The organism is Microlunatus kandeliicorticis, from assembly GCF_014137855.1.
Taxonomy (GTDB): domain Bacteria; phylum Actinomycetota; class Actinomycetes; order Propionibacteriales; family Propionibacteriaceae; genus Microlunatus; species Microlunatus kandeliicorticis.
In genome coordinates this window covers 774826-795255 of sequence record NZ_JACGWT010000002.1, presented here as the reverse complement: position 1 = coordinate 795255, position 20430 = coordinate 774826, and the positions used below count along the sequence as shown (strand labels likewise).

Annotated in this window: 18 protein-coding genes; 10 read left to right on the top strand and 8 right to left on the bottom strand. The window is 72.5% G+C overall.

Annotated features, from left to right (window positions below; translation table 11 throughout):
• Positions 1-15: 15 nt before the first annotated feature.
• Together FHX74_RS08540 and FHX74_RS08535 are read right to left on the bottom strand one after the other, a co-directional pair.
• Entirely contained in the window at positions 16-492 is a 477-nt protein-coding gene (locus FHX74_RS08540) for a mycothiol transferase (protein ID WP_182559626.1), read from the bottom strand.
• Positions 493-539: 47 nt separating this feature from the next.
• Positions 540-1520, bottom strand: coding sequence for an SDR family NAD(P)-dependent oxidoreductase (locus FHX74_RS08535; RefSeq protein ID WP_182559625.1), 981 nt, complete (start codon positions 1518-1520; stop codon positions 540-542).
• 73 nt (positions 1521-1593) lie between these two features.
• On the opposite strand from FHX74_RS08535, the gene FHX74_RS08530 reads away from it, so the two are divergent.
• Complete coding sequence (locus FHX74_RS08530) at positions 1594-2547, top strand: AraC family transcriptional regulator (protein ID WP_220483603.1); 954 nt, start codon at positions 1594-1596, stop codon at positions 2545-2547.
• A gap of 181 nt (positions 2548-2728) precedes the next feature.
• A complete protein-coding gene (locus tag FHX74_RS08525) occupies positions 2729-3001 on the top strand; it encodes a hypothetical protein (RefSeq protein ID WP_182559623.1) in 273 nt (90 codons plus the stop codon).
• Between the two features lie 62 nt (positions 3002-3063).
• On the opposite strand, the gene FHX74_RS08520 is transcribed toward FHX74_RS08525, so the two are convergent.
• Positions 3064-3438: a hypothetical protein gene (locus tag FHX74_RS08520; protein WP_182559622.1), complete on the bottom strand. Its 375-nt coding sequence runs from the start codon at positions 3436-3438 to the stop codon at positions 3064-3066.
• Positions 3439-3506: 68 nt separating this feature from the next.
• Entirely contained in the window at positions 3507-6110 is a 2604-nt protein-coding gene (locus FHX74_RS08515) for a carbohydrate binding domain-containing protein (RefSeq protein WP_182559621.1), read from the bottom strand.
• 159 nt (positions 6111-6269) lie between these two features.
• Here FHX74_RS08515 and FHX74_RS08510 point away from each other — a divergent pair, with 159 nt between their 5' ends.
• The gene (locus tag FHX74_RS08510; protein WP_182559620.1) at positions 6270-7298 is read left to right on the top strand and encodes a LacI family DNA-binding transcriptional regulator; all 1029 of its coding nucleotides are present in this window, start codon (positions 6270-6272) and stop codon (positions 7296-7298) included.
• A gap of 25 nt (positions 7299-7323) precedes the next feature.
• On the opposite strand, the gene FHX74_RS08505 is transcribed toward FHX74_RS08510, so the two are convergent.
• Complete coding sequence (locus FHX74_RS08505; RefSeq protein ID WP_220483602.1) at positions 7324-8367, bottom strand: alpha/beta fold hydrolase; 1044 nt, start codon at positions 8365-8367, stop codon at positions 7324-7326.
• A 73-nt stretch (positions 8368-8440) separates the two neighbouring features.
• On the opposite strand from FHX74_RS08505, the gene FHX74_RS08500 reads away from it, so the two are divergent.
• Positions 8441-10396, top strand: coding sequence for an alpha/beta hydrolase family protein (locus tag FHX74_RS08500; RefSeq protein WP_182559618.1), 1956 nt, complete (start codon positions 8441-8443; stop codon positions 10394-10396).
• A gap of 22 nt (positions 10397-10418) precedes the next feature.
• Entirely contained in the window at positions 10419-11129 is a 711-nt protein-coding gene (locus tag FHX74_RS08495) for a DinB family protein (protein ID WP_182559617.1), read from the top strand.
• A 100-nt stretch (positions 11130-11229) separates the two neighbouring features.
• Here the strand turns inward: FHX74_RS08495 and FHX74_RS20220 are convergent, their stop codons facing one another.
• Entirely contained in the window at positions 11230-12192 is a 963-nt protein-coding gene (locus FHX74_RS20220) for an alpha/beta hydrolase (RefSeq protein ID WP_182559616.1), read from the bottom strand.
• Between the two features lie 89 nt (positions 12193-12281).
• Complete coding sequence (locus FHX74_RS08485) at positions 12282-12995, bottom strand: alpha/beta fold hydrolase (RefSeq protein ID WP_182559615.1); 714 nt, start codon at positions 12993-12995, stop codon at positions 12282-12284.
• 175 nt (positions 12996-13170) lie between these two features.
• On the opposite strand from FHX74_RS08485, the gene FHX74_RS08480 reads away from it, so the two are divergent.
• The 4 genes from FHX74_RS08480 to FHX74_RS08465 all read left to right on the top strand — a co-directional run bounded on the left by FHX74_RS08480 (position 13171) and on the right by FHX74_RS08465 (position 18945).
• Positions 13171-15987, top strand: a complete 2817-nt coding sequence (locus FHX74_RS08480) for a helix-turn-helix transcriptional regulator (protein WP_182559614.1) — start codon at positions 13171-13173, stop codon at positions 15985-15987.
• Positions 15984-16964, top strand: a complete 981-nt coding sequence (locus tag FHX74_RS08475; protein ID WP_182559613.1) for a phosphotransferase family protein — start codon at positions 15984-15986, stop codon at positions 16962-16964. The genes FHX74_RS08480 and FHX74_RS08475 overlap by 4 nt, the downstream gene beginning before the upstream one ends.
• Positions 16965-17119: 155 nt before the next feature.
• Positions 17120-17887, top strand: coding sequence for an SDR family NAD(P)-dependent oxidoreductase (locus FHX74_RS08470; protein WP_182559612.1), 768 nt, complete (start codon positions 17120-17122; stop codon positions 17885-17887).
• 47 nt (positions 17888-17934) lie between these two features.
• Entirely contained in the window at positions 17935-18945 is a 1011-nt protein-coding gene (locus FHX74_RS08465) for a Gfo/Idh/MocA family protein (protein WP_182559611.1), read from the top strand.
• An 18-nt stretch (positions 18946-18963) separates the two neighbouring features.
• Here the strand turns inward: FHX74_RS08465 and FHX74_RS08460 are convergent, their stop codons facing one another.
• A complete protein-coding gene (locus FHX74_RS08460; RefSeq protein ID WP_182559610.1) occupies positions 18964-19530 on the bottom strand; it encodes a DUF4383 domain-containing protein in 567 nt (188 codons plus the stop codon).
• 330 nt (positions 19531-19860) lie between these two features.
• On the opposite strand from FHX74_RS08460, the gene FHX74_RS08455 reads away from it, so the two are divergent.
• Positions 19861-20379: a kinase gene (locus FHX74_RS08455; RefSeq protein WP_182559609.1), complete on the top strand. Its 519-nt coding sequence runs from the start codon at positions 19861-19863 to the stop codon at positions 20377-20379.
• The last annotated feature ends 51 nt before the right edge of the window (positions 20380-20430 follow it).

The following is a 20430-nucleotide window of genomic DNA, read 5'->3' as shown; positions in this document are numbered from 1 at the left end:
GCTGGGCTTAGCAGGTCAGCGTGGACCGAGCCCGGTGCGACCGTCCAACAGTTCCCGCGGGATGTCGAGATGACCCGCGTGCCGGGCCGTCTCCTCGATGACGTGCAGCACGACGTCCCGGACGGTCCGCACCTCGCCGACGAGATCGGCCGGCTGGTCGAAGGAGACGGCGTCGTCCAGACCGAAGCGCTCGAGGATCTGCCTCGACCTCGCGCACTCCGCGCGGTAGGCGGCGGTCGCGTCCGCGAGTGACGCGAGCGGTCCGTGGTGGGCGGGGCGGTCCGACCGATCGCCCCGCACCACGCGGAGGAACCAGTGGCGTTCGACGCCGCCGAGGTGAACCATCAGCTCGAGGGGCGTCCAGCCCGTCGGGACCACCGACCGTCGGGCGTCGGCGTCCGCGAGCCCGTCGACGACGGCGGTCACGGCAGCGCGGTTGGCGTCGAGGAAGTGCTCCAGCGCATCCCGCTCGGTCCGGTCGGCGGCCTCCATGGACGACGAGGCTAACGGCGCCTCGAGGCCGAGGTCGAGCCCGGTGATCACCTCGCCCGCACCAGCTCCTCGGTCAGGTCCCAGAGCCGGCGGGCGTCGTCCGGGTCGAGCATGGCCGAGTTGGCGTCCGCCGGGATGCTGTCTGCGGTCATCGGGCGTTCCTCGTCGTCGATGACGGCGACGTCGCAGTCCTTGAGGTAGACACCGCCGATGCCGTCGAGGAGCGGACTGGCCGCGCCCAGGACGATGCTGGCGGCGCCCTGCTCGATGGTCTTCTTCCCGGCCGCGGGGTCGATGATCGTCTTGCCCTGCTCGTCGACGAGTCCTTGATCACGAAGGGAGGACAGCACCTCGGGGCGGTGCGGGCCGGGGCCGATGATCACGCCGGGGTGTACGGCGAGGGCGCGGATGCCCACGGCGGCGTACCGACGGTCCAGCTCGACCGTGAAGAGCACATTGGCGCGCTTCGACTGTGCGTAGGCAGCGACGGGGTCGTAGCCGGTGGTGAAGTCGATGTCGTCCCACCGGATCTGACCGATGCGCGCGGCCCCGGAGGTGACGTTGACCACGCGGGCTCCGCGGGCGGCGGTCAACGCCGGGATGAGCGCCTGCGTCAGGTGGAAGTGACCGAGGTGGGAGGTCGAGAACGCGAGTTCGTGACCCCGGCGGTCGCGCTGCAGCTGAGGGTTGAACAAGACAGCGGCGTTGTTGATCAGGATGTGCAGCGGCCGGCCGTCGAGCCACGGACGGGCGAACGCCTCGACGGATGCCGGATCGGTGAGGTCGAGCGGCTCGATCGCCAGCCCAAGCATGCCGTCGAGCGCGGCGGCGGCGCGATCCGGGTTGCGGGCGGCCACCGTCACCGATGCTCCGGCGGAGGCGAGAGCGCGGGTGACCTCTCGGCCGAGGCGGCTGTGCCCACCCGTGACGATGGCTCGCCGGCCGGAGAGGTCGAGGCCGTCGAGGACGTCGGTGGCGGTGGACGCGGCGGTGAACGGGGTGTGCAGGGGAGCCCGCTGATCTCTCATGCCGCAAGCCTGCTGCGCTCGCGCCGTACGGAGAATGCTCCTGCGTCCGTCTTTGTTGCGCGAGAATACGGCCATGCCGACACCTGGCCCGTCTGCCCCGTCCGACCTGTTGTCCGAGGTCCTCGAGCAGATCGAGGTCCGTGGCATCGTGACCGGCGGATTCGCCGTCCGCGGGCCGTGGGTCTCGCGGGGTGAGATCTCCCGACCGCTCAAGCTGGTGGCGCTGGTCGCCGGCAGGGCCGAGGTCCGCGCGGACGGACCCGGGAAGAACGAGGGGCCGGTCGCCCTCGGGCCCGGAGACGTCGTGCTGCTCAACCACCGCACCCGGCTGGAGGTGACCGGCGGCACGGGCGACGGCCGGGTGAGGGAGCTCGTTCCGGAGACCAGCTTCGATGCGATGGCCCTGGCCGCGGCCGATCTGGACCGCGACACCGTGGTCATCGGAGGCTGGATCGATGTCACGCCCGCCGGTCTGACTCTGCTGAGCACAGCGCTCCCTGGGGTGCTCCACGTCCGGGCCTCGAGGACGGAGGCGTCGCCCGTCGGGGAGCTCGTCGGTCGTCTGTTCGCGGAGGCCTCGAGCCAGCGGCCGGGGTCGGCGTTCGCGGTGCGCCAGTGCGCCCAGCTGCTGTTGCTCGAGGTGCTGCGGACCTACGTCGACCAGACCGAGCTGCCCGCCGGGTGGCTTCGGCTCCTGATCGACGACGAGCTCGCCCCGGCCGTCCGGCTGATCCACGGCGAGCCCGGCCGGTCGTGGAGGCTGCTCGAGCTGGCGCGCGCGGCCAACATGTCGCGGACGAGCTTTGCGGAACGCTTCCGCAGCGTGGCCGGTGTCCCGCCGCTGGCTTACCTGTCGCAGTGGCGGATGCTGCTCGCGCAGCGGGCGCTGCGTGCGCCCGGGGCGCGCGTCGGCGCGGTGGCGACCGAGGTCGGCTACCGCTCCGAGGCCGCCTTCAGCAATGCCTTCAAGCGCGAGGTGGGAGAGTCCCCTCTGCATTACCGGCAGCGGCTGCAGCGCACCTCGTGAGCTCCGCCGCTCGGGCGCCCGAGGCAGCACGCTGTTCCCGTCAGGATCTTCCCTCCCGAGGGCCTGCGGCACCCGGTGGCGACGGGCTGGGGCGGACTGCAGGACCGACGACGTCCGCGTCGAGTGGAGCGGCTCTCTCGGCTCGGCGTGACCCGGTCAACGGCTGCGCTAGCGTCGGACGATGAGTGGCGCCAGCGACCGGACCCGACGCGTCAGCTTCGTCAACGGCAACTGGACGCCTGGGACCTCACCGCACTTCGAGCTGCTGATCGTCACCGAGGACGAGGAGCGGCACTCGCAGGCCGTTCCCGTCGATCAGGTCGCCGGCGTGATGGCGCTGGTGCAGGCAGCCGGCGTCCTGCTGTGGGATCCCGAGGGCCCGACCTTGATCGCGGCGAACGTGGTCGGCGAGTGGCTCCCGGCGACGTTCTCGACGCTCGACGCACCGGACTGACTCGCCGGTCCCGCCCGCGAGGCGCAGCCGTACGGTCCGCCGCCACACGGCGGGCAGCAGTGTCAGCTCGAGCAGTTCGAGGTGGCGTAGGTCTTGAAGTAGATGATCTTGGCCTGCTGCCAGGGGATGAAGTTCCGCACGCCGATGCGGCACTCCGAATAGGGGCCGTACTCGTACCCGACCCGGTAGGAGCCGGCCTCCATCCCCACCACCGTCCGCAACGGCACGGTGTAGCAGTCGGTCCGGTGCATGCGGTGATAGTTGCCGTTCGGCAAGTAGAGGTAGAAGTCGGCTGCCGAGGCCTTGCTGCTGCAGATCCTCTGGGTCGACGCGGCCTCTGCCGCAGGCGTGCTGATCACCAGACCGCCGATCACCAGACCTGCCGCCGCCAGCACCGACGGCACCACTCGCTTCACCACGACCAACCCCCAGGTCACGCTGCCGATGTCGCGTCCACGCCTTCGGAACGACGGGGCGACGTCCCAACTTAGCGTCGCCGCGCTCGCTACGGGGTGGCCGAGATCGAATCGATGGCGATGGTGTCCGAGCTGCCCGACTCCGAGGGATAGAGCGAGAGCTGGGTGACCGAGGACAGGTCGAGCTTGGCGTTCGGGTCGGCCCAGGGCGGCGGTGCGAACGCGCTGAACGGGATGGTGATCACCCGGGCCGTGGTGTCGGACAGGGTCACCGACTTCTCCCAGTAGGAGCCGGACGCGACGAACTGGACGTTGAGCTGCTGACCGGCGAACCCGGGCTTGACCCACATCCGCAGCCCCGACGTCCCGCTCCAGTGCTGGGCGGCGGGCAGCGTGTGGATGACCCCGGCGTACCCGTTGGACCCGGATCCGTAGCTCAGCACCAGGCTGTGCCCGACGTCCTCGCCGGCCGGGCCGAGCGAAGCCGTGATGGGGTCGCCGCCGGAGTTGGCCGGGTAGGCCGCCGCCACAGCGGCGTCGTCGGCGTAGGAGTCGAAGTCGTCGACCAGCACGCCCGGGGTCGCCGGACGGGTGTGGAACGTGATCGGGGACCCGGTCGCCGCCGTCGTGCCGACGCCGTTATGCGCGGTGACCCCGACGTAGAGGGTGGTGTCCGCCGGCCACGGGGTGCTCGGCCGGTACGCGGTGGCCCGGAGCCCGTCGACCGAGACCAGCGGATCACTCAGATCGCTGTGCGTGGAGGCGGTCAGGGTGTAGAACGCCGCTTGCCCGGCGCTGCTCCACTGCAGCCCGGCCAAGGTGCTCACCCCGGTCTGACCGGGAGCCGGAGCGGTCACCGCGAACGATCCCGGCGCTGCGGTGGGCACCTCGGTGACGTCGGTCCACGCGACGGACGTGACCGCGAACGACGCCCCGGAAGCGGGCCAGCTGATCCGCAGGCCGTCGACGCCGCGCAGCCCGGTCAGCGTGAGCCGCCAGCGACCCGAGCCGACCGACCGGACCTGGCTGTAGACCTGGTGCCAGCGGGACGTGCCGGCCTGCTCGAGCGCGATCACCGGTCGCGGGCGGTGCGCACCGGCGAAGTCGATCACCGCCGAGGTCAAGCCCGGGACGTGGTAGCTGAGCTGACCGCTGCGTCCTGCCTGCGGCGCCACCAGCACGCCGTGCGCGGTCGGGACCCGTTGCAGCGAGCTGCTGTGGGCACTCGTCAGGTACCAGTCGGCCAGCGGGTCGACGCTGACCCGCTGGCGGGCGGTCACCGTCCGGGCGGTCGAGGTCGCGACCACCGAGCCGTTCCGGTCGAGGGCCTGGACGCGGTAGGACGACCGGACCGCCACCGAGTGCACGTCGATCCAGGGCGTGTCGTCGTCGGTGACGGGCGTCGACCCGCTGACCGTCTTCCAACCACCGTCCAGCACGGACCGCTGCACGCGGTAGCCGTCGGCACCGGCCGTGCCGCGCCAGCTCACCGTGTTGACCCCGGCGTTCTTGCTGATCGCGGTGATCAGCGGCGGGTCGCCGAACACCCGTGGGGTGGGTGATCCCGACAACTGGTGCGCGAACTCGGCGATGGCGTCCACCTCGGCGCGCATGGCGGTGGTGTCGCCGGGATAGTGCAGGGTGAAGCCGTCGTCGTGCTGGACGTAGCCGTAGTGGTCGGCGTGCGGGAACAACGACCAGAACAGCGCACCGCTGACGTGGCGATCGGCCGCGACCTGGTCGAGCAGGTCCGTGCTCGCGGACGGGCTGCCGTACTCCCCCGCCAGATAGACCTTGCCGGCCGCGGTCACCCGGGCGGCGTCGGCACTGATCGTGGCGGCGTTCGGCGGGTAGTAGTGCGAGTCGCTGATGTCGACCGCCGACGAGGCGAGCACAGCGGGGTCCACGCCGCTCTGGCGGCCGGCCGCCACCAGCTGGTGCGGAGCCAGTCGCTTGACGAACGTCGCGTTGTCCTGGACCCAGTCGGCAGTCATCCCGTTCAGCTCGTTGCCGAGTTCCCAGGCCATGATCGTCGGGTCCTGGTCGTAGCGGACACCGGTGTAGATGTTCACGTGCGTGAGCAGCGTGCGGACGTACTGCTGGTAGGCGGCGCGGGCGTCGGGATCGGTGTAGAACAGGGCGCCGTCGTTCGCGGTGCTCAGGCCCAGCCACGTCAGGAAGTCGAACCGGCCACCGTGGTAGTACCGGTAGTTGTCGGTCAGCGGGACGATCAACCGCAGCCCGAGCCGGTGCGCCTCCGCGACGGTGTAGTCCATGGTGGCGAACGCCTTCGGGTTGAACCGCCCGAGGGACGGCTCCAGCGACAGCGGCGACCCGGTCGAGATCCCGACGGTGTGCGCGCGGACCACCGTCGAGCCCATCGCCTTGGCGGTGACCAGACCGTCCCTGATCCGGAAGAAGGACGGGTAGTCGACGGTCGGCTTCGCCGAGGGGTCGATGCCGCCCACGTTCTCGTCCAGCCCGGTCCAGTACATGTTGGGGCCCGAGAAGCGGAACGGCTTCCCGTCCAGCTGGAGCGCCGTGCCGACCCGGGTGACGAAGCGCGAGGCGGCGGCGCGCGGCGCGCCAGGGGCAGCGGACGCCGGGGTGGGGACGCCGAGCCCGAGCACCAGCCCGGCCACCAGGCCGCTTCCGGCCAGCAGGGTCCCCAGTCGTCGCAGCAGGTGCGTCATTGCCCGTCCTTCGTTGGCCGAGTGGCTGGTCGCGTCGCGGCAACTTAAGCGCTTGAGCACAGCGACGTCAAGGTCCACCGAGTGCGCGGCCGCTCGGGCATAGTTGACGACTTAAGCGTTTCACTCTCAGCACTGGCGACGGCCGGATACGCTGCTCGCGTGACCGAACGGCGTGTCGCCCGTCAGACGATCAAGGAGATCGCCGCCCGGGCCGGTGTCTCGACCGCCGCGGTCTCGTACGCGCTCAACGACCGACCCGGCGTCTCGGCGCAGACCCGGACGCGGATCCGCGCGGTGGCCGAGGAGCTCGGCTGGCAGCCCGACAGCGCCGCCCGCGCACTGGCCAGTGCACAGACCGACACGGTCGGGCTGGTCCTGCCGGCCGGGGTCGCGGGAACGCTCGGCGTCTCGCCCTGGTACATGGAGTTCATCAGCGGGATCGAGCTGGTGCTCGCGCCGCAGGGCCGCGCGCTGCTGCTGCAGGTGGCCACCGACCAGCGGACCGAGCTCGGGATCTACCGCAACTGGGCGGGGTCGCGGCGGGTCGACGCCGCGGTGCTGGTCGACGTCGAGCTCGACGACCCACGGGTACGGGCGCTGGCCGACGGGCCCTTCCCGGTCGTCGCCGCCGGGCCCCCCGCGCACGCCGGCGGGCTGGCCAGCGTCTGGACCGACGACGCCGCTGCGATGGACGAGGCGGTCGGCTATCTCGCCGCCCTGGGCCACTGTCGGATCGGCCGGGTCGGCGGACCCGAACGCCTGGCGCACAGTCAGGTGCGCGCCGACGCGTTCGCGCTCGCCTGCGCCGAGCGCGGCCTGGAGTCCGTGACCCGGTCGACGGACTACTCGGTCGATCAGGCGACGCGCGCGACCCGCAGCCTGCTCCTCGGCCGGTCCCGTCCCACCGCGTTGATCTTCGACGACGACCTGAGTGCCGTCGCCGGTCTCCGGGTGGCCTCCGAGCTCGGGCTGCGGGTGCCGGACCAGCTCAGTCTGCTCGCCTGGGACGACTCGGTGCTCTGCCAGGTCACCACGCCGCCGCTGTCCGCGATGAGCCACGACGTTCAGGAGTACGGTGTCCAGGTCACCCGGCTGCTGCTGGAGGTGATGGCCGGAGCCGCCCCGACCGCCCGCACCGGCGCCGCCCCGCACCTGGAGCCACGGGGGACGACCGCTTCCCTCGCGTGAGTTCCTCGCCGGCGAGGTCGGGTGATCAGCGCGGAGCCGGGTCGCGGTCGAGCCAGTCCCGGACGTGCCGGGTCAGGAAGGCCAGGTCCTCGGGGTTGCCGGCCGGCGACCCCGCCCGGTGGCCCCAGATGCTCGGGATCGGTTCGAGCCGACCGTCACGCAGGAAGGGCAGCTCGGCCTCGTTGTCCGCGACCCGGAAGTACAGATCGGTGCTGCCGGGCAGCAGCAGCACGCTCGCCCGGATCGAGGCCAGCGCAGCCGGCAGGTCCGACCCGTGGCCGGCGCTGATGTCGGCGGCCGACCAGGTCAGCGCCTGGGCGTACAGGTTGGCGGCACGACTCGTGGAGAACGAGTCCTCCCAGTCCGTCCGCAGGAAGGTCTCCAGATCGGGCGCACCCAGGGCGGTCTCGTACAGGCCCTCCCGGTAGAAGTCCTGACTCAGGCCCCAGCCGGCGTAGACGTGCGCGAACGCCCGCACCGCCCGCGTCGGCTCGGCCGAGAACCGTCCGTCGCCCAGGTGCTCGGGAGCGGCCTCGAGCACCCGGAGCAGCCCGGACAGGAAGACCCGGTTGTGCACGGCCGTCCGCGCGCTGCCGCACACCACGATCGCCCGCCGCACCAGGTCCGGATAGAGCGCGGCCCAGTGGTAGGCCTGCCCGGCACCCATGGAGAAGCCGTAGGCACAGGCGACCTCGGTCACCCCGAACACCTCGGTCAGCAGCCGGTGCTGCGCGCGGACGTTGTCGGCCATGGTGACCAGCGCCGGATAGTCCGGGTCGTCGGGCTCGTCCGGCCCGGAGCGGCCCGGCGACGAGGAGATCCCGTTGCCGAACATGTCGGGGATGATCACGAACCACCGGGTCGGGTCCAGCACCCCGTCCGGGCCGATCAGCCAGGCGAGGTCGTCGTGAGTCGCGCCGTAGCTGCACGGATAGACGATCACGTTGTCCCGGGCGGCGTTGAGCGTCCCGTGGGTCGCCCAGCCCAGCCGCGCGTCGCGGATGACGCCGCCGTGCTCGACCGGCAGGTCCCCCAGGGCGAAGCTGCCGGTGTCGGTGGGCCAGGTCACGGTTCCTCTTCCAGCCGATCGGGTGGGAACGGGCCGCGGACGGCTGCCGATAGCCGCAGAATACATTTCGCCCATGGACGCCACGGCCGACCGCAGCCCCGCCTCCGGCCCCGGTCGGTTGACCCCCGACCTGATCAGCACCACCTGGGAACCCACCGTGGTGCGGCTCTCCCGCGACGGCGGCCGGGTCGTCTGGGCCGCCGCCCCGCACGGCAGGACGGGTGAGCACCCGGAGAGCGGGCTGTGGACGGCCTCGGTCGCCGACCCGGATTCGGCCCGGCGGCTCACCCGCGGCGGGAACGACACCGCTCCCCGCTGGTCACCGGACGGCTCCCGGATCGCCTTCCTCTCCGACCGGGCCGAGCGCGGCACGGCCGGCCTCTACCTGATCGATCCGGACGGCGGCGAGGCCGAGCCGCTGGTCGTCCGCAGCAGGGCGGTCGAGACGATCGCCTGGTCCCCCGACGGGTCCGCGCTCGCCCTGGCCGTCCCGGCCGATCCGGACGACGAGGACCAGCGCCGGGAGAAGGAACGTGACGATGCGATCGTCTCCGGCGAGAGACTGGCGCGCAACCAGCTGCTGACCGTGCCCGTCACCGGTGGCGACCCGGTGGTCCTCCCCGTCGGGGACCTGCACCCGACCGTGCTGGCCTGGTCGCCGGACGGGTCGCGGATCGCCTTCATCGCGCGTCCGGAGCCCGAGCTCGACCTCTCCACCGACGCCGCGGTCTATCTCGTCGCCGCCGATCCCGGGCAACCCGGCGGCACTCCGCAGGTCGAGCGGGTCGGGGCCGCCCCGTGGGCCGAGGACCTGTGCTGGACGGCGGACGGGACGGAGCTGCTCGTGCTGGGTCGTCAGGCGACCAGCCTGCAGTCGTCGGCGACGGTGTGGACGATGCCGGCGGCGGCGGGTTCGACCGGGCGCGTCCTCGGACCGCGGATCGAGGAACCGTTGTGTGCATTGGGGGTGCGGAGTCCGGGGCCCGGAGCCCCGGCGCCCGCGGTGATCACCATCGCGGACGGGATAGAGACGCGGCTGGAGTGGCGCGGCGACGGCCCGGACGCGACCACGACGCTGTGGGAGTCGGACGGGGAGATCCTCGACGTCGACGTGGCCATGACCGCCGACGGCCCGGTGCTGGCGGCCCTGGTGCACGCCGGCTCCGGGCCGCTCGAGGTGTGGGCCGGAGTCCCCGGCGACCTGCGCCAGCTCTCGGACCACCACGCCGCATGGTCGGGCATCACCTTCGGCGCCGTGCAGGAGCTGATCAGCCGGACCGACGACGGGTGGGAGCTGCACTCGGTCGTGGTCCTGCCGACGGGCGGTCGGCCGGGCCCGCACCCGACGGTGGTGCTCCCGCACGGAGGACCGTACTGGCGGATGGCCCGCAACCTGCACTGCGCCTGGCACGACTGGTCGCAGCTGCTGGCCGCCGCCGGCTATGCCGTGCTGCTGCCCAACTTCCGGGGCGGGTCCGGGCACGGCAACGCCTTCGCCTCCGCCGTCCTGGGCGACCCGGGGGTCGAGTTCGACGACGTCGAGGCGGTGATCGCCAGCGCCGTCGAGGCCGGCATCACCGACCCGGAGCGGCTGGGGATCGGCGGCTGGAGCAACGGAGGCTTCCTCACCGCGTGGGCGGTCACCCACTCCACCCGCTTCCGCGCCGCCGTGATGGGGGCCGGCGTCAGCTCGTGGCCGGCCATGGTGATGACGTCGGACGTCCCCACGTTCTCCGCCGACGTCGCCGGTGCCGCTCCCTGGTCGGATCAGCCCGGTCACAGCCTCGAGCACTCCCCCATCGCCCGCGCGACGCAGGTGACGACGCCGCTGCTGATGCTGCATGGCCAGGAGGACGTCCGGGTGCCGCTCAGCCAGTCCATCGGCATGCAGCGGGCGCTCCGCGGCCGTGACCTCCCGGTCCAGCTCGTGGTCTATCCGCGCGAGCCGCACGGCATCGAGGAGCATCGACACCAGGTCGACCTGATGACCAGGGTCGTGGACTGGTTCACCACCCACCTGCCCGTCTGAGCCGACCTCTAGGTTCGAGGGCATGCAGCGATTCGTCGAGGAGGATCTGAGCGGGGCGGAGTTCCGCGAGTGCGACCTCACGCGTGCCCGGTTCGTCGGTGTGATCATGGACCGGGTCGACATCGACGGCTCGTTCGACCACCTGGTCGTCAACGGGGTCGACGTGTCGGCCTACGTCGACGCCGAGCTCGACCGCCGTCACCCGGTCCGGGTCCTGATCCGGTCGGGGCGGCCCGATGATCTTCGCGCTGCGTGGCGGGAGCTCGGCGCGGAGTGGGAGAGGACGACCAGCACGGCGCGTGCTCGAGGTCTCGAGCACGAGAGCGTCAACGGGGAGTGGTCGGTGCTGCAGACGCTTCGGCATCTCGTCTTCGTCCACGACTCCTGGTTCCGCCGCTGCTGTCTCGGCTCGGCCCAGCTCTTCACCCCGTGGGGCATCGGGCCGTCGGCGGAGCCCTACCACCGTGCTTACGGCCTCGACCCGTCCCTCGAGCCGGGCGCCGACGCGGTCGTCGCGGTCCGCGACGAACAACGCACCGAGCTGACGACCTGGCTCGCGGACGTCACCGCCGAGGAGCTGGAGGCGACGGCACCGGTCCCCGACGGCGACGTGTGGCCGACCTACGCCCGCGGGCGCACGGTGGGCCAGTGCCTGCGGACGGTCCTGACCGAGAACCTCGAACACCATCGCTTCGTCGCCCGCGATCTCGCGCTCCTCGCCGAGCGGAGTTGATCACCGGCGCAGACCGCGACCGAGCGGGGTGATCGGGCAGACTGCGCTCGAGACCCGCGGACGCCGTTGATCATGCGCTCGACGACCTGCGGCCGGCCGATCAGCCGGCGAGCGCGGCGGCCAGGAACGCCGTGGCCTGCGCGATCGCGGCCCGCGCCGCGAGCGTGTCGTGCAGCGAGTTGACCATGACGAAGTCGTGCACCATCGCGGAATAGGTGACGTGGGTGACGGGGACCCCGGCGGTCCGCAGCAGATCGGCGTAGCCGGCGCCGTCGTCGTGCAGCACGTCCTGGAGGGCGTTGATGATCAAGGCGGGGGGAAGACCGGCGAGCTGCTCCGGGGTCGCCCGGAGCGGGGAGGCGGTGATCTGCGCGCGGTCCTCCTCACTGGTCGTGTACTGGTCCCAGAACCACTTCATCCCGTCCCGGGTGAGCCAGTAGCCGTCGGCCCACCGACGGTAGGAGTCGGTGTCGAAGCCGGCGTCGGTGACGGGATAGAACAGAACCTGCGCGGCGAACGCCAGATCGCCACGCTCCTTGGCCATCAGGGTCAACGCGATGGCCATGTTCCCGCCGACCGAGTCGCCGCAGACGGCGATCCGGCTCGGGTCGAGGCCCTCCTCGGCGCCGGACTGCGCGACCCAGCGCGCGACCGCGTAGGACTGCTCGTTCGCGACCGGGTAGCGCACCTCCGGCGAGCGGTCGTACTCGGGGAACACCACGGCGGCGTTGGCGCCCACCGCCAGATCGCGCACCAGCCGGTCGTGGGTGTGGGCGTCGCCGAAGACCCAGCCGGCACCGTGGGTGTAGATGATCACCGGCAGTACGCCGACCGCCCCCGTGGGCTTGACGATCCGGGTCCGGACCGAGCCGGTGGGACCACCCTTCACGGTGATCCACCGGTCGTCGACGTCGGGTTTGTCGATCGGTGAGTCCTGGACGCTGTCGACGGCCTTGCGGCCCTCCTCGGGCGGCAGCTGGTAGAGGAAGGGCGGGTTGGCGGTGGCTTCGGCGAACGCGAGCGCAGCGGGCTCGAGCGAGACGTGGTGCGGGTTGGCGGGCACGGCGGGCCTCTCCTGGTGGACGGGCGGGACGGGGCGGTGGCGGAACGGGTCCGGTGACGGCGGTCGCGACCGGACGTGGGCTGGGTGGGTCAGGAGCCGGTGCCGGCGAGGGCCTCGGTGATCAGGTCGACGACGGCCTGCGGGTTCTGGTGCATCACCAGGTGCGGGGCACCGTCGACCTCGACCACCTTGGTCATCTCGGCGCGCCGGTAACCGAAGCGCTCGACGTCGGGGTTGATGGTCCGGTCCTCCACCGACACCAGTCCCCAGCTCGGCTTGGACGCCCAGGCCTGCGCGGTCGCGGTCTCCCCGAAGGCGAGCGCGGACAACGGCCGCTGGGAGACGGCGAGGACCTCGGCGGTCCGCGGGTCGACGCCGGCGGCGAACACGGCCGGGAAGGCGTCGATCCTGACCGACACGTCGGTGCCGTCCGTCCCGTCGGGCAGCGTGTACGGCTCGTAGACCAGGTTCGCCGCGAGGTCGGAGTCGGGGAAGCCACCCTGCAGCTGGCCGAGGCTCTCGCCCTCCTGCAGGGCGTAGCCGGCGACGTAGACCAGACCGACGACGTTGTCGGCGACACCGGCGACGGTGATCACGGCACCGCCGTAGGAGTGACCGACGAGCAGCACGGGGCCGCCGAGCTGTTCGACGAAGCGGCGGACGTACTCCGCGTCGCCGCTCAGGCTGCGGTTCGGGACCGGGGGGACGCGGACGTCGTGCCCGGCGTCGAGGAGCAGCCGGGTGACGGGCGCCCAGCTCGCCGAGTCGGCGAAGGCTCCGTGGACGAGGACGACGGTGGTCATGGGTGCATCCCTTCGTGGCGGTGGGTGGCCGGGTCCGGCGCCTCGGCGCGCCGCCGAGCCGGAGGTCGACACCGGGGACGCTAGCCAGCCACGCCATGCCGGTCCAGGTCGGTGACTTAGCCGGGTGACGTAGACGGCCCTGGTGACCGACGGGCGGCCCGGATAGCGTTCGCCCGTGGCGACCGCACCGGGAGCACGGGCATGGGCCGACGCCGCGGGCCTGCTCCGCGGGCGCGGCCGCGAGCTCGGCGAACTGCAACGGTTGCTGACCTCGCCCCCTCGCTGCGCGGTGGTGCTCGGCGCACCCGGAGAGGGCAAGACGTTGCTGCTGGCCACCGTCGCGGACCTGGTCCGCGAGGAGGGCTGGCAGGTGCTGTCCGCCTCGGGTCGGACGGCGGACCAGTCGCTGCCGTTCGCGGCGCTCAGCGAGCTCCTGGTCAACGCCCCCGTCCCGCACACCAGGGCCGGGCGCGACCTGCGCGACCGTCTGCTGGCCCACGTCCGCGGCGACGGCGGGGTGCGGACCGCCACCCCGCTGGGGCTCCGCCTCGACGTCCTCACCTGGCTCGAGGAGGTCGCCGGCGACCGGCGGCTGCTGGTCGCCGTCGACGACGCCCAGTGGCTCGACCCGACGAGCCGGCAGATCCTCGCCTTCCTCGCCCACCGACTCGCGGCCGGTCCGGTCGCCCTGCTGCTCGCCTGTCGCAGTGGCCGCTCGATCGAGGAGCTCGACAGCCTCCCCGGGGTGGTGCTCCGCGCCCTCGCCGAGGACGACGCACGTCAGGTGCTCCTCGACACCGGCACACCGGTGCCGGCGCAGGCACTCCCGGACGTGCTGCGCCGTGCGGCCGGCAACCCGCTCGCCCTGGTCGAGCTCTCGCGTCTCGGCCCGAGGACGCTGACCGAGGGGCCCGACGACCTGGGCGTCCCCGAGCGGGTCGAGCAGGCGTTCGCCGCCGACCTCCCGGGCCTGCCGGCGGTGACCCGCGAGGCGCTGCTGCTCGCCGCCACGGGTGCGGAGGACCTCGCCGTGCTGGCCCGGTGCATGGATGCCGACCTGGTCGTCGAAGCTCTCGAGCCGGCCGAGCGGCTGGGCCTGATCAGCGTGCGCGGGAACTGCGTCCGGTTCCGCCACCCCCTGGCCCGGCAGGCGGTGTACGCCTGCGCGACCGCCGCCGAACGCCTCCGGGCGCACCGCGCCCTGGCCGCGGCCTATCCCGAGGAGGCCGACCGCCGGGTGTGGCACCGGGCCGCCTCGGTCGCCACCCCCGATGAGGAGGTCGCCGGCGAGCTCGTCGAGGCCGCGTCCCGCGCGGTCGACCGGGTCGCCTACGCCGAGGCCGCCCGGGCGCTGCGCCGCGCCATCGAGCTCACCCCGGAGCCTGCGGCCCGCGAACGGCGGACGCTGGAGCTGCTGCGGGTCGCTGTCCCGGTGGGCCGGCTCTCGGCCCAGCTCGGCCTGGCCCGCCGGGTCCGCGACGACACCGCGGACCCGGTCGTCCGGGCCGGTGCGCAGCAGGTGATCGCGGCGGCCCTGACCCAGACGATGGATCTCGAGGCGGCCCGGCTCGCCCTCGAGGACTCCGTCGTCCAGTCCTCCGCCGTCGACCTCGGTGCGGCCTGGGCCTCCGTCACGAGCCTGGCCGTCCTGCTCTACCAGACCGCCGGCGACCCGACGTTCCTGACCGACTGGGTCCGACGGCTCGGCCGCCGCGACGACGAGCACCCGTTGATCACCGCGTCGAGGGTCTGGAGCCGCGCGGCCGCCGAACCTGCTGCCCGCCCCGCCGACCTGCTCGAGGAGGTCCGGGGGGCGCCGCCGCTGCCGCCAGGCACACCACCGGTCGTGGTGGGGCTCCGCGCCATGATGTTCGGGGCCGCGGCCTGGTTGCTCGACCTGCCCGACCTCGCCGCCGCCCAGCTGCGCGAGTCCCGGGCCATCCTCGAACGGCCGCACTCCCAGGAGCTGGTCCCGGTCCTGGTGGCGCTGGCCCAGGTCCATGCCGACCGCTTCGCCCTCGACGAGGCCGACGAGGCCGCGCGGGTGCTGTTCGAGATCGCCGAGGCGCAGGGACTGGACTACCAACGCGCCGTGGCTCAGCACACCAGGGCAGCCGTCGCGGCCCTCCGCGGCCACCGCCAGGAGGCTCGCGAGATCGCCGACGACGTCTGGTCCCGGCTCGACCTCGCCTCGTGCGTCGCGCTCGAGATCGGTGTCCGGGTCGCGATCGCCGACAGCTGGTACGGCGAGGACGACGACCTGCGCTACCGCCAGCTGCGCGCGGCCTTCGAGCCGCTCGGACGCCCCCGCCACCTGCGGCTGTCCGTCCGGGCGCTCGCCCCGGCCGTGTCCGTCGCACTCCGAGTCGGGCAGGCGGACGACGCCCGCGCCCTGCTCGACGGCGTCGAGGCCGCACTGCCCGACGCGCCGGGTGTCCACCAGGTCCTGGTGACCACGCACGCCCGCGCGCTGCTGGCCGACGACGAGGACGTCGACCGGCTGTACCGCACGGTCGTCGACGACCCCGCGCACGCCGCCTGGCCCTTCGAGCTCGCCAACGCGCGACTCGACTACGGACGCTTGCTGCGACGCCACCGCCGCGGTCCGGAGGCGCGCAACCAGCTCGTTCCCGCCCTCCACACCTTCGACAGGCTCGGCACCCCGGCCTGGGCCGAGGCCACCCGCGTCGAGCTGCACCGCGTCGGCGGGGCACCCGCCACCGACGTCAACGCCTGGGCGACCCTCACCAGCCAGGAGCGGCAGGTCGTCCGGCTCGCCGCGCAGGGTCTCACCAACCGGCAGATCGGGGAGACGCTGTTCCTGTCCCCGCGCACGGTCGGCGTCCATCTCTACAACGCCTTCCCCAAGCTCGGCGTCAGCTCCCGGCAGCAGCTCTCCGGCGTCCTGCGGCAGCTGGACCGCGACGACGAACGGCGGACGGGCGAGGACCGGGGCGTGCCGGGACCGTCTTCCTCGCGTCGCCCGGCGTGACCCGCACCGGGGACGACGCTCCCGACCTGACCGAGGACAGCGCCTGGCGGGAGCACGCCTTCTTCCGACGCCGGCCCAGCGACGAGACGCTGGCCTGGGTCGCCGCCGCTGTCGGCGCGGGCGCTCGGGTCGTCGGCCGCCGTCGGCTGACCGGTGGCGTCAACTCCGCCGTGCACCGGCTGACGGTCGAGCGGGGCCGCACCCGCACCGTGCTGGTGCTGCGTCAGTACCCGGCGGGCAGCGCCGCGCTCCGAACCGCCCTGGAGACCGAGATCGCGCACCTCACGCTGGTGGCCGACAGCGGACTCCCGGTGCCCACGATCGTGGCCACCGACGTCTCGGGCGCCGCGACCGGTGGTGCGCCCTCGCTCCTGATGACCCGGCTGCCGGGCCACGTCCACCTGGATCCTGCCGAGCGCGGGCCGTGGATCGAGGAGGTCGCCCGTTTCGCGGCTCGAATCCATGCCGTCGACCTGCCCGCGCCGGCGTTCCGGCCCTGGACGGACTCGTGGATCACCCCGCTCGGCCGGTTCCGGGTCCCGACCGGTGCCAGGAACCCGTCGGTCTGGCGCGCCGCCTTCGACGCCCTGGAGTCGCAGCCACCCGAGGATCCCGCCGTCTTCCTGCACGGCGACTACCTGCCCGTCAACCTGTTGTGGTCGCGCGGCAGGATCACCGGGCTGACGGACTGGAACAGCATCCACCGCGGTTCGCGCGCCGTCGACGTCGGCCAGTGCCGCCGCTACCTCGCCTCGCTCTGGTCACCGGTCTGGGCCGAGGAGCTGAAACAGCGCTACGAAGTGGCGGTGGGGATCACGCTGCAGCCGTGGTGGGACCTGTACGCACTGCTCCACCACGACGACCGCGCGCCGTCGGCGATCGCGCGGCAGGTCGCCGGGCGTCGCCCGGTGGACGCCACCGGGATGACGGCGCGGCTGGAGGTCGTGGTCGAGCGCGCCCTGCGCCGCCTCGGCTAGCCGCCTCCCGCGGCGTCGATCACCCGACGGACGGTGGCCGACCGCGGGGCGCCGCCGGCGCTCGGTAGGCTCCCCGGCACCGTCACGATCGGACGCGCGCCCAGGGACGGGCCGCGCTCCGACCTCATCCGCCGCCGGCCCCGGAGGGACCAACCATGGGCGCACTCGACACCTTCTCCCTGGCCGGCAAGACCGCCCTGGTCACCGGGGGCAGCCGCGGGCTCGGCCGAGCGATGGCCCAGGCGTTGGGCGAGGCCGGCGCCGCCGTCGCGGTCAGCGCGACCACACTGGCCGGCGCGCAGGCGGCGGCCGCCGAGCTCGAGGCGACCGGCATCCGGGCCTACGGCGTCCAGCTCGAGGTCTCCGACGTCGACGACGTCGAGCGCGCGGTCGCCCAGGTGAGCGAGGAGTTCGGCGCGATCGACATCCTGCTCAACAACGCCGGGATCGGGGTCGGCGCGACCGCCTTCGAGGCCGCCGACGACGTCTGGCGTTCGGTGATGTCGGTGAACGTCGACGGCGTCTGGTTCTGCAGCCGCGCGGTCGCCCGGCGGATGGCCGAGCGCGGTGGCGGCGCGATCGTCAACATCGGCTCGATGTCCGCGCAGATCGTCAACCAGCCGCGGTGGCAGATCTCCTACCTGACGTCGAAGGCGGCGGTCCACCACATGACCGAGGGACTCGCGGCGGAGTGGGCGCCCTACGGCATCCGGGTGAACGCCATCGCCCCCGGCTACTTCCTCACCGAGATGTCGCCGGTGGACCAGCCCGAGTTCACCCCGTTCGTCGTCGACCCCTCCCCGATGAAGCGGTACGGACTGCCGCACGAGCTCGGGCCGGCGGCGATCTTCCTGGCCAGCGACGCGTCCAGCTTCATGACCGGCTCGATCGTCAAGATCGACGGCGGGTTCACCCTGTTCTGACCGGCCACCCGCGCGGTCCGCACGTCTTGATCCTGGGAGGAGTCCCGATGCTCACCGTCGGAATCGTCGGCGCCGGTCTGCGCGGGCAGCTGTTCGCGCGCGCCCTGGCGGACGTCCCGGGTGTCCGCGTGGCCGGGTTCGCCGAGCCTTCCGCGCAGACCGGCGAGGCGGCGAGCGGGGCCACCGGCGTCCCGGTCCATCCTGATCACCGGGCACTGCTGGCGGCCACGTCGCCGGACGCGGTGATCATCGCCACGCCGGACTTCGCGCACCGCGAGGTGGCCGTCGACGTGGCCGGCGCCGGGATCGACCTGCTGATCGAGAAGCCGCTGGCGACCACCGTCGAGGACGCGACGTTGATCGCCGACGCCGTCCGCGCGGGCGGTGGACGCTGCCTGGTGGGGTTCGAGAACCGGTGGAACCCGCACGCCCACCGGGCCCACGAGGTGGTCGCCTCGGGGAGCCTGGGCTCGCCCATCACGTCGCACGCGACGCTGAGCAACTCCTTCTTCGTCCCGACCCGGATGCTCGCGTGGGCCGAGCGGTCGTCCCCGGCCTGGTTCCTGATGCCGCACACGGTGGATCTGCTGATGTGGTTGAACGACAGCGCCGTCGCCTCGGTCCGTGCGGTGAGCTCGCGGGGCGTGCTCGCGGCGCGCGGGGTGGACACCGAGGACGTCGTGCACGCCCTGATCGCCTTCGCGAACGGGGCGACCGCCAACCTGACCTCGGCCTGGGTGCTCCCCGACGCCGGGGAAGGCATCGTCGACTTCCGGTTCGGCGTCGTCGGCACCGAGGGATCGATCACCGCCGACCTGTCGCACCAGGGGCTGTCGGTGGTCACCGACCGCACCCGTTCGGAGTGGCCGCTGTCGGGCACCATCGGGCGCAGCCAGGTCGGTCCGGCCGTCTGGATGGTCGAGCACTTCGCCCGGGCGCTGATCGACGGCGGCGACCTCGGCCCCGGTGTCGATCATGGTCTCGCGGTGACCCGGGTGATCTGCGCGGTCGAGCAGGCCGCCAGCACCGGACGGTCGGTGTCGCCGGACGAGCTCTGATCCTCCGAGCCGCGCGGTTCAGCCGTGCCGAGACGGGCTCGGCGCACCCGCCGTCAGCGCCCGGGGCCCCGGGTGGTCCGCTCCCGGCACGGGCCGGTCGGAGACGAACACCTCGCGCACGACGTCGGGACCGGTCCGGTTGAGGAAGACGATGCCCAGGACGGCCACGATCACCACGAGGATCGCCGTGAAGGTGGCCGCGGCGTTCACCGGGAGCGGGTTGGTGGTGCTGTGCGGCCCGGTCTCGACCCCGATCACGAACAGGATGAAGAAGACGACCGCGACCCCGACGAACCAGCGCACGGAGGGTCGCGGGCCACGGCGTGCGGCGACCAGCCCGACCAGCCCCACGACCAGGTGGACCACGTTCACCAGCACCGACACCCGGACCAGGTCGAAGAGCAGCGCCCCGGACCGCGGGCCGAGCAGCGCCAGCTGGTCGACGTGGGTGGTCACCCCAGGAACGAACCCCAGCACCCCCGCACCGGCCAGCAGGAAGGCGAGCGCACCCGCGCCCTGCTGCACCGGTGCCGGACGGCGTCGCGCACCCGTGTCCTGCTCGGTCGACCCCGCCGTCTCCGCCACCCTGTCCACTCCGTCACCTCTCGTGTGATCCGCTCGACCCCACCCGCTCGATTCCTCAGGGCCACACGTCAGGTCGCGCACGACGGTTCCCGCGGATGCGCGCGGCGTTGAGACGCACCTGAGCAACCTGGGTGCCGGCCCGGAGGTCAGCGGAGGAAGGGTCCGAGAGGTCGCCGCGCCGGCGTTCCGGACTCTCCCGGAGACCGCCGACTCCACCCCCATCGATCGATGGAGCGAGAACGCCAGCACTTTGCTCTCTGTTGGCTCCGCCCGACCACCGGTTTCCGGTGAGCCTGTTCCCATCGATACGCACGTCTTGTACAACATGGCGTGGCTTCTTTCGGAGAACGAGACTCCCGCCTCATCATCGTCCGCGGAAACTCGGGCACGGGAAAGTCGACACTTGCGGCGGCGATCCGAGAAGCTCGGCCACGCGGCATCGCGATCATCGGACAGGACCAACTGCGCCGCGAGATCCTCCACGTCCGGGACTACCCCGACACACCGGCCGCAGGCTATGTGGATGTCTCGGTCCGCTACGCCCTGAACTGCGGTCTGCACGCGGTCGTCGAAGGGATCCTCCACGCCGCGATCTACGGAGAGGTCTTGAGGCACCTGATCGCTGACCATCGGGGCGTCACGCGGTGCTACCGCTACGAGATGAGCTTCGAAGAGACGCTGAGGCGACACGCGACGAAGGCGAATGCTGACGAGTTCGGCGAGGTGGAGATGCGTGAGTGGTGGCGCGACATCGATCCACTGCCCGGGGTTGCGGAGGAGGTGATCGGTGCCGACTCGCCGCTCCCACACACTTTGAGGCGCGTGCTCACCGACTGCGGCTGGACATAGAAGGGCGCCACAGCAGTAGTTGTGTCGTGTGATGATCGCCAGCCACTGCAC

Bases quoted from the DNA above. Each gene is read 5' to 3' on its own strand.
- FHX74_RS08525 (WP_182559623.1), top strand. From the start codon at position 2,729: ATGAGTGGCGCCAGCGACCGGACCCGACGCGTCAGCTTCGTCAACGGC.
- FHX74_RS08535 (WP_182559625.1), bottom strand. From the start codon at position 1,520: ATGAGAGATCAGCGGGCTCCCCTGCACACCCCGTTCACCGCCGCGTCC.
- FHX74_RS08485 (WP_182559615.1), bottom strand. From the start codon at position 12,995: ATGACCACCGTCGTCCTCGTCCACGGAGCCTTCGCCGACTCGGCGAGC.
- FHX74_RS08465 (WP_182559611.1), top strand. From the start codon at position 17,935: ATGCTCACCGTCGGAATCGTCGGCGCCGGTCTGCGCGGGCAGCTGTTC.
- FHX74_RS08470 (WP_182559612.1), top strand. From the start codon at position 17,120: ATGGGCGCACTCGACACCTTCTCCCTGGCCGGCAAGACCGCCCTGGTC.
- FHX74_RS08540 (WP_182559626.1), bottom strand. From the start codon at position 492: ATGGAGGCCGCCGACCGGACCGAGCGGGATGCGCTGGAGCACTTCCTC.
- FHX74_RS08495 (WP_182559617.1), top strand. From the start codon at position 10,419: ATGCAGCGATTCGTCGAGGAGGATCTGAGCGGGGCGGAGTTCCGCGAG.
- FHX74_RS08515 (WP_182559621.1), bottom strand. From the start codon at position 6,110: ATGACGCACCTGCTGCGACGACTGGGGACCCTGCTGGCCGGAAGCGGC.
- FHX74_RS08500 (WP_182559618.1), top strand. From the start codon at position 8,441: ATGGACGCCACGGCCGACCGCAGCCCCGCCTCCGGCCCCGGTCGGTTG.
- FHX74_RS08530 (WP_220483603.1), top strand. From the start codon at position 1,594: ATGCCGACACCTGGCCCGTCTGCCCCGTCCGACCTGTTGTCCGAGGTC.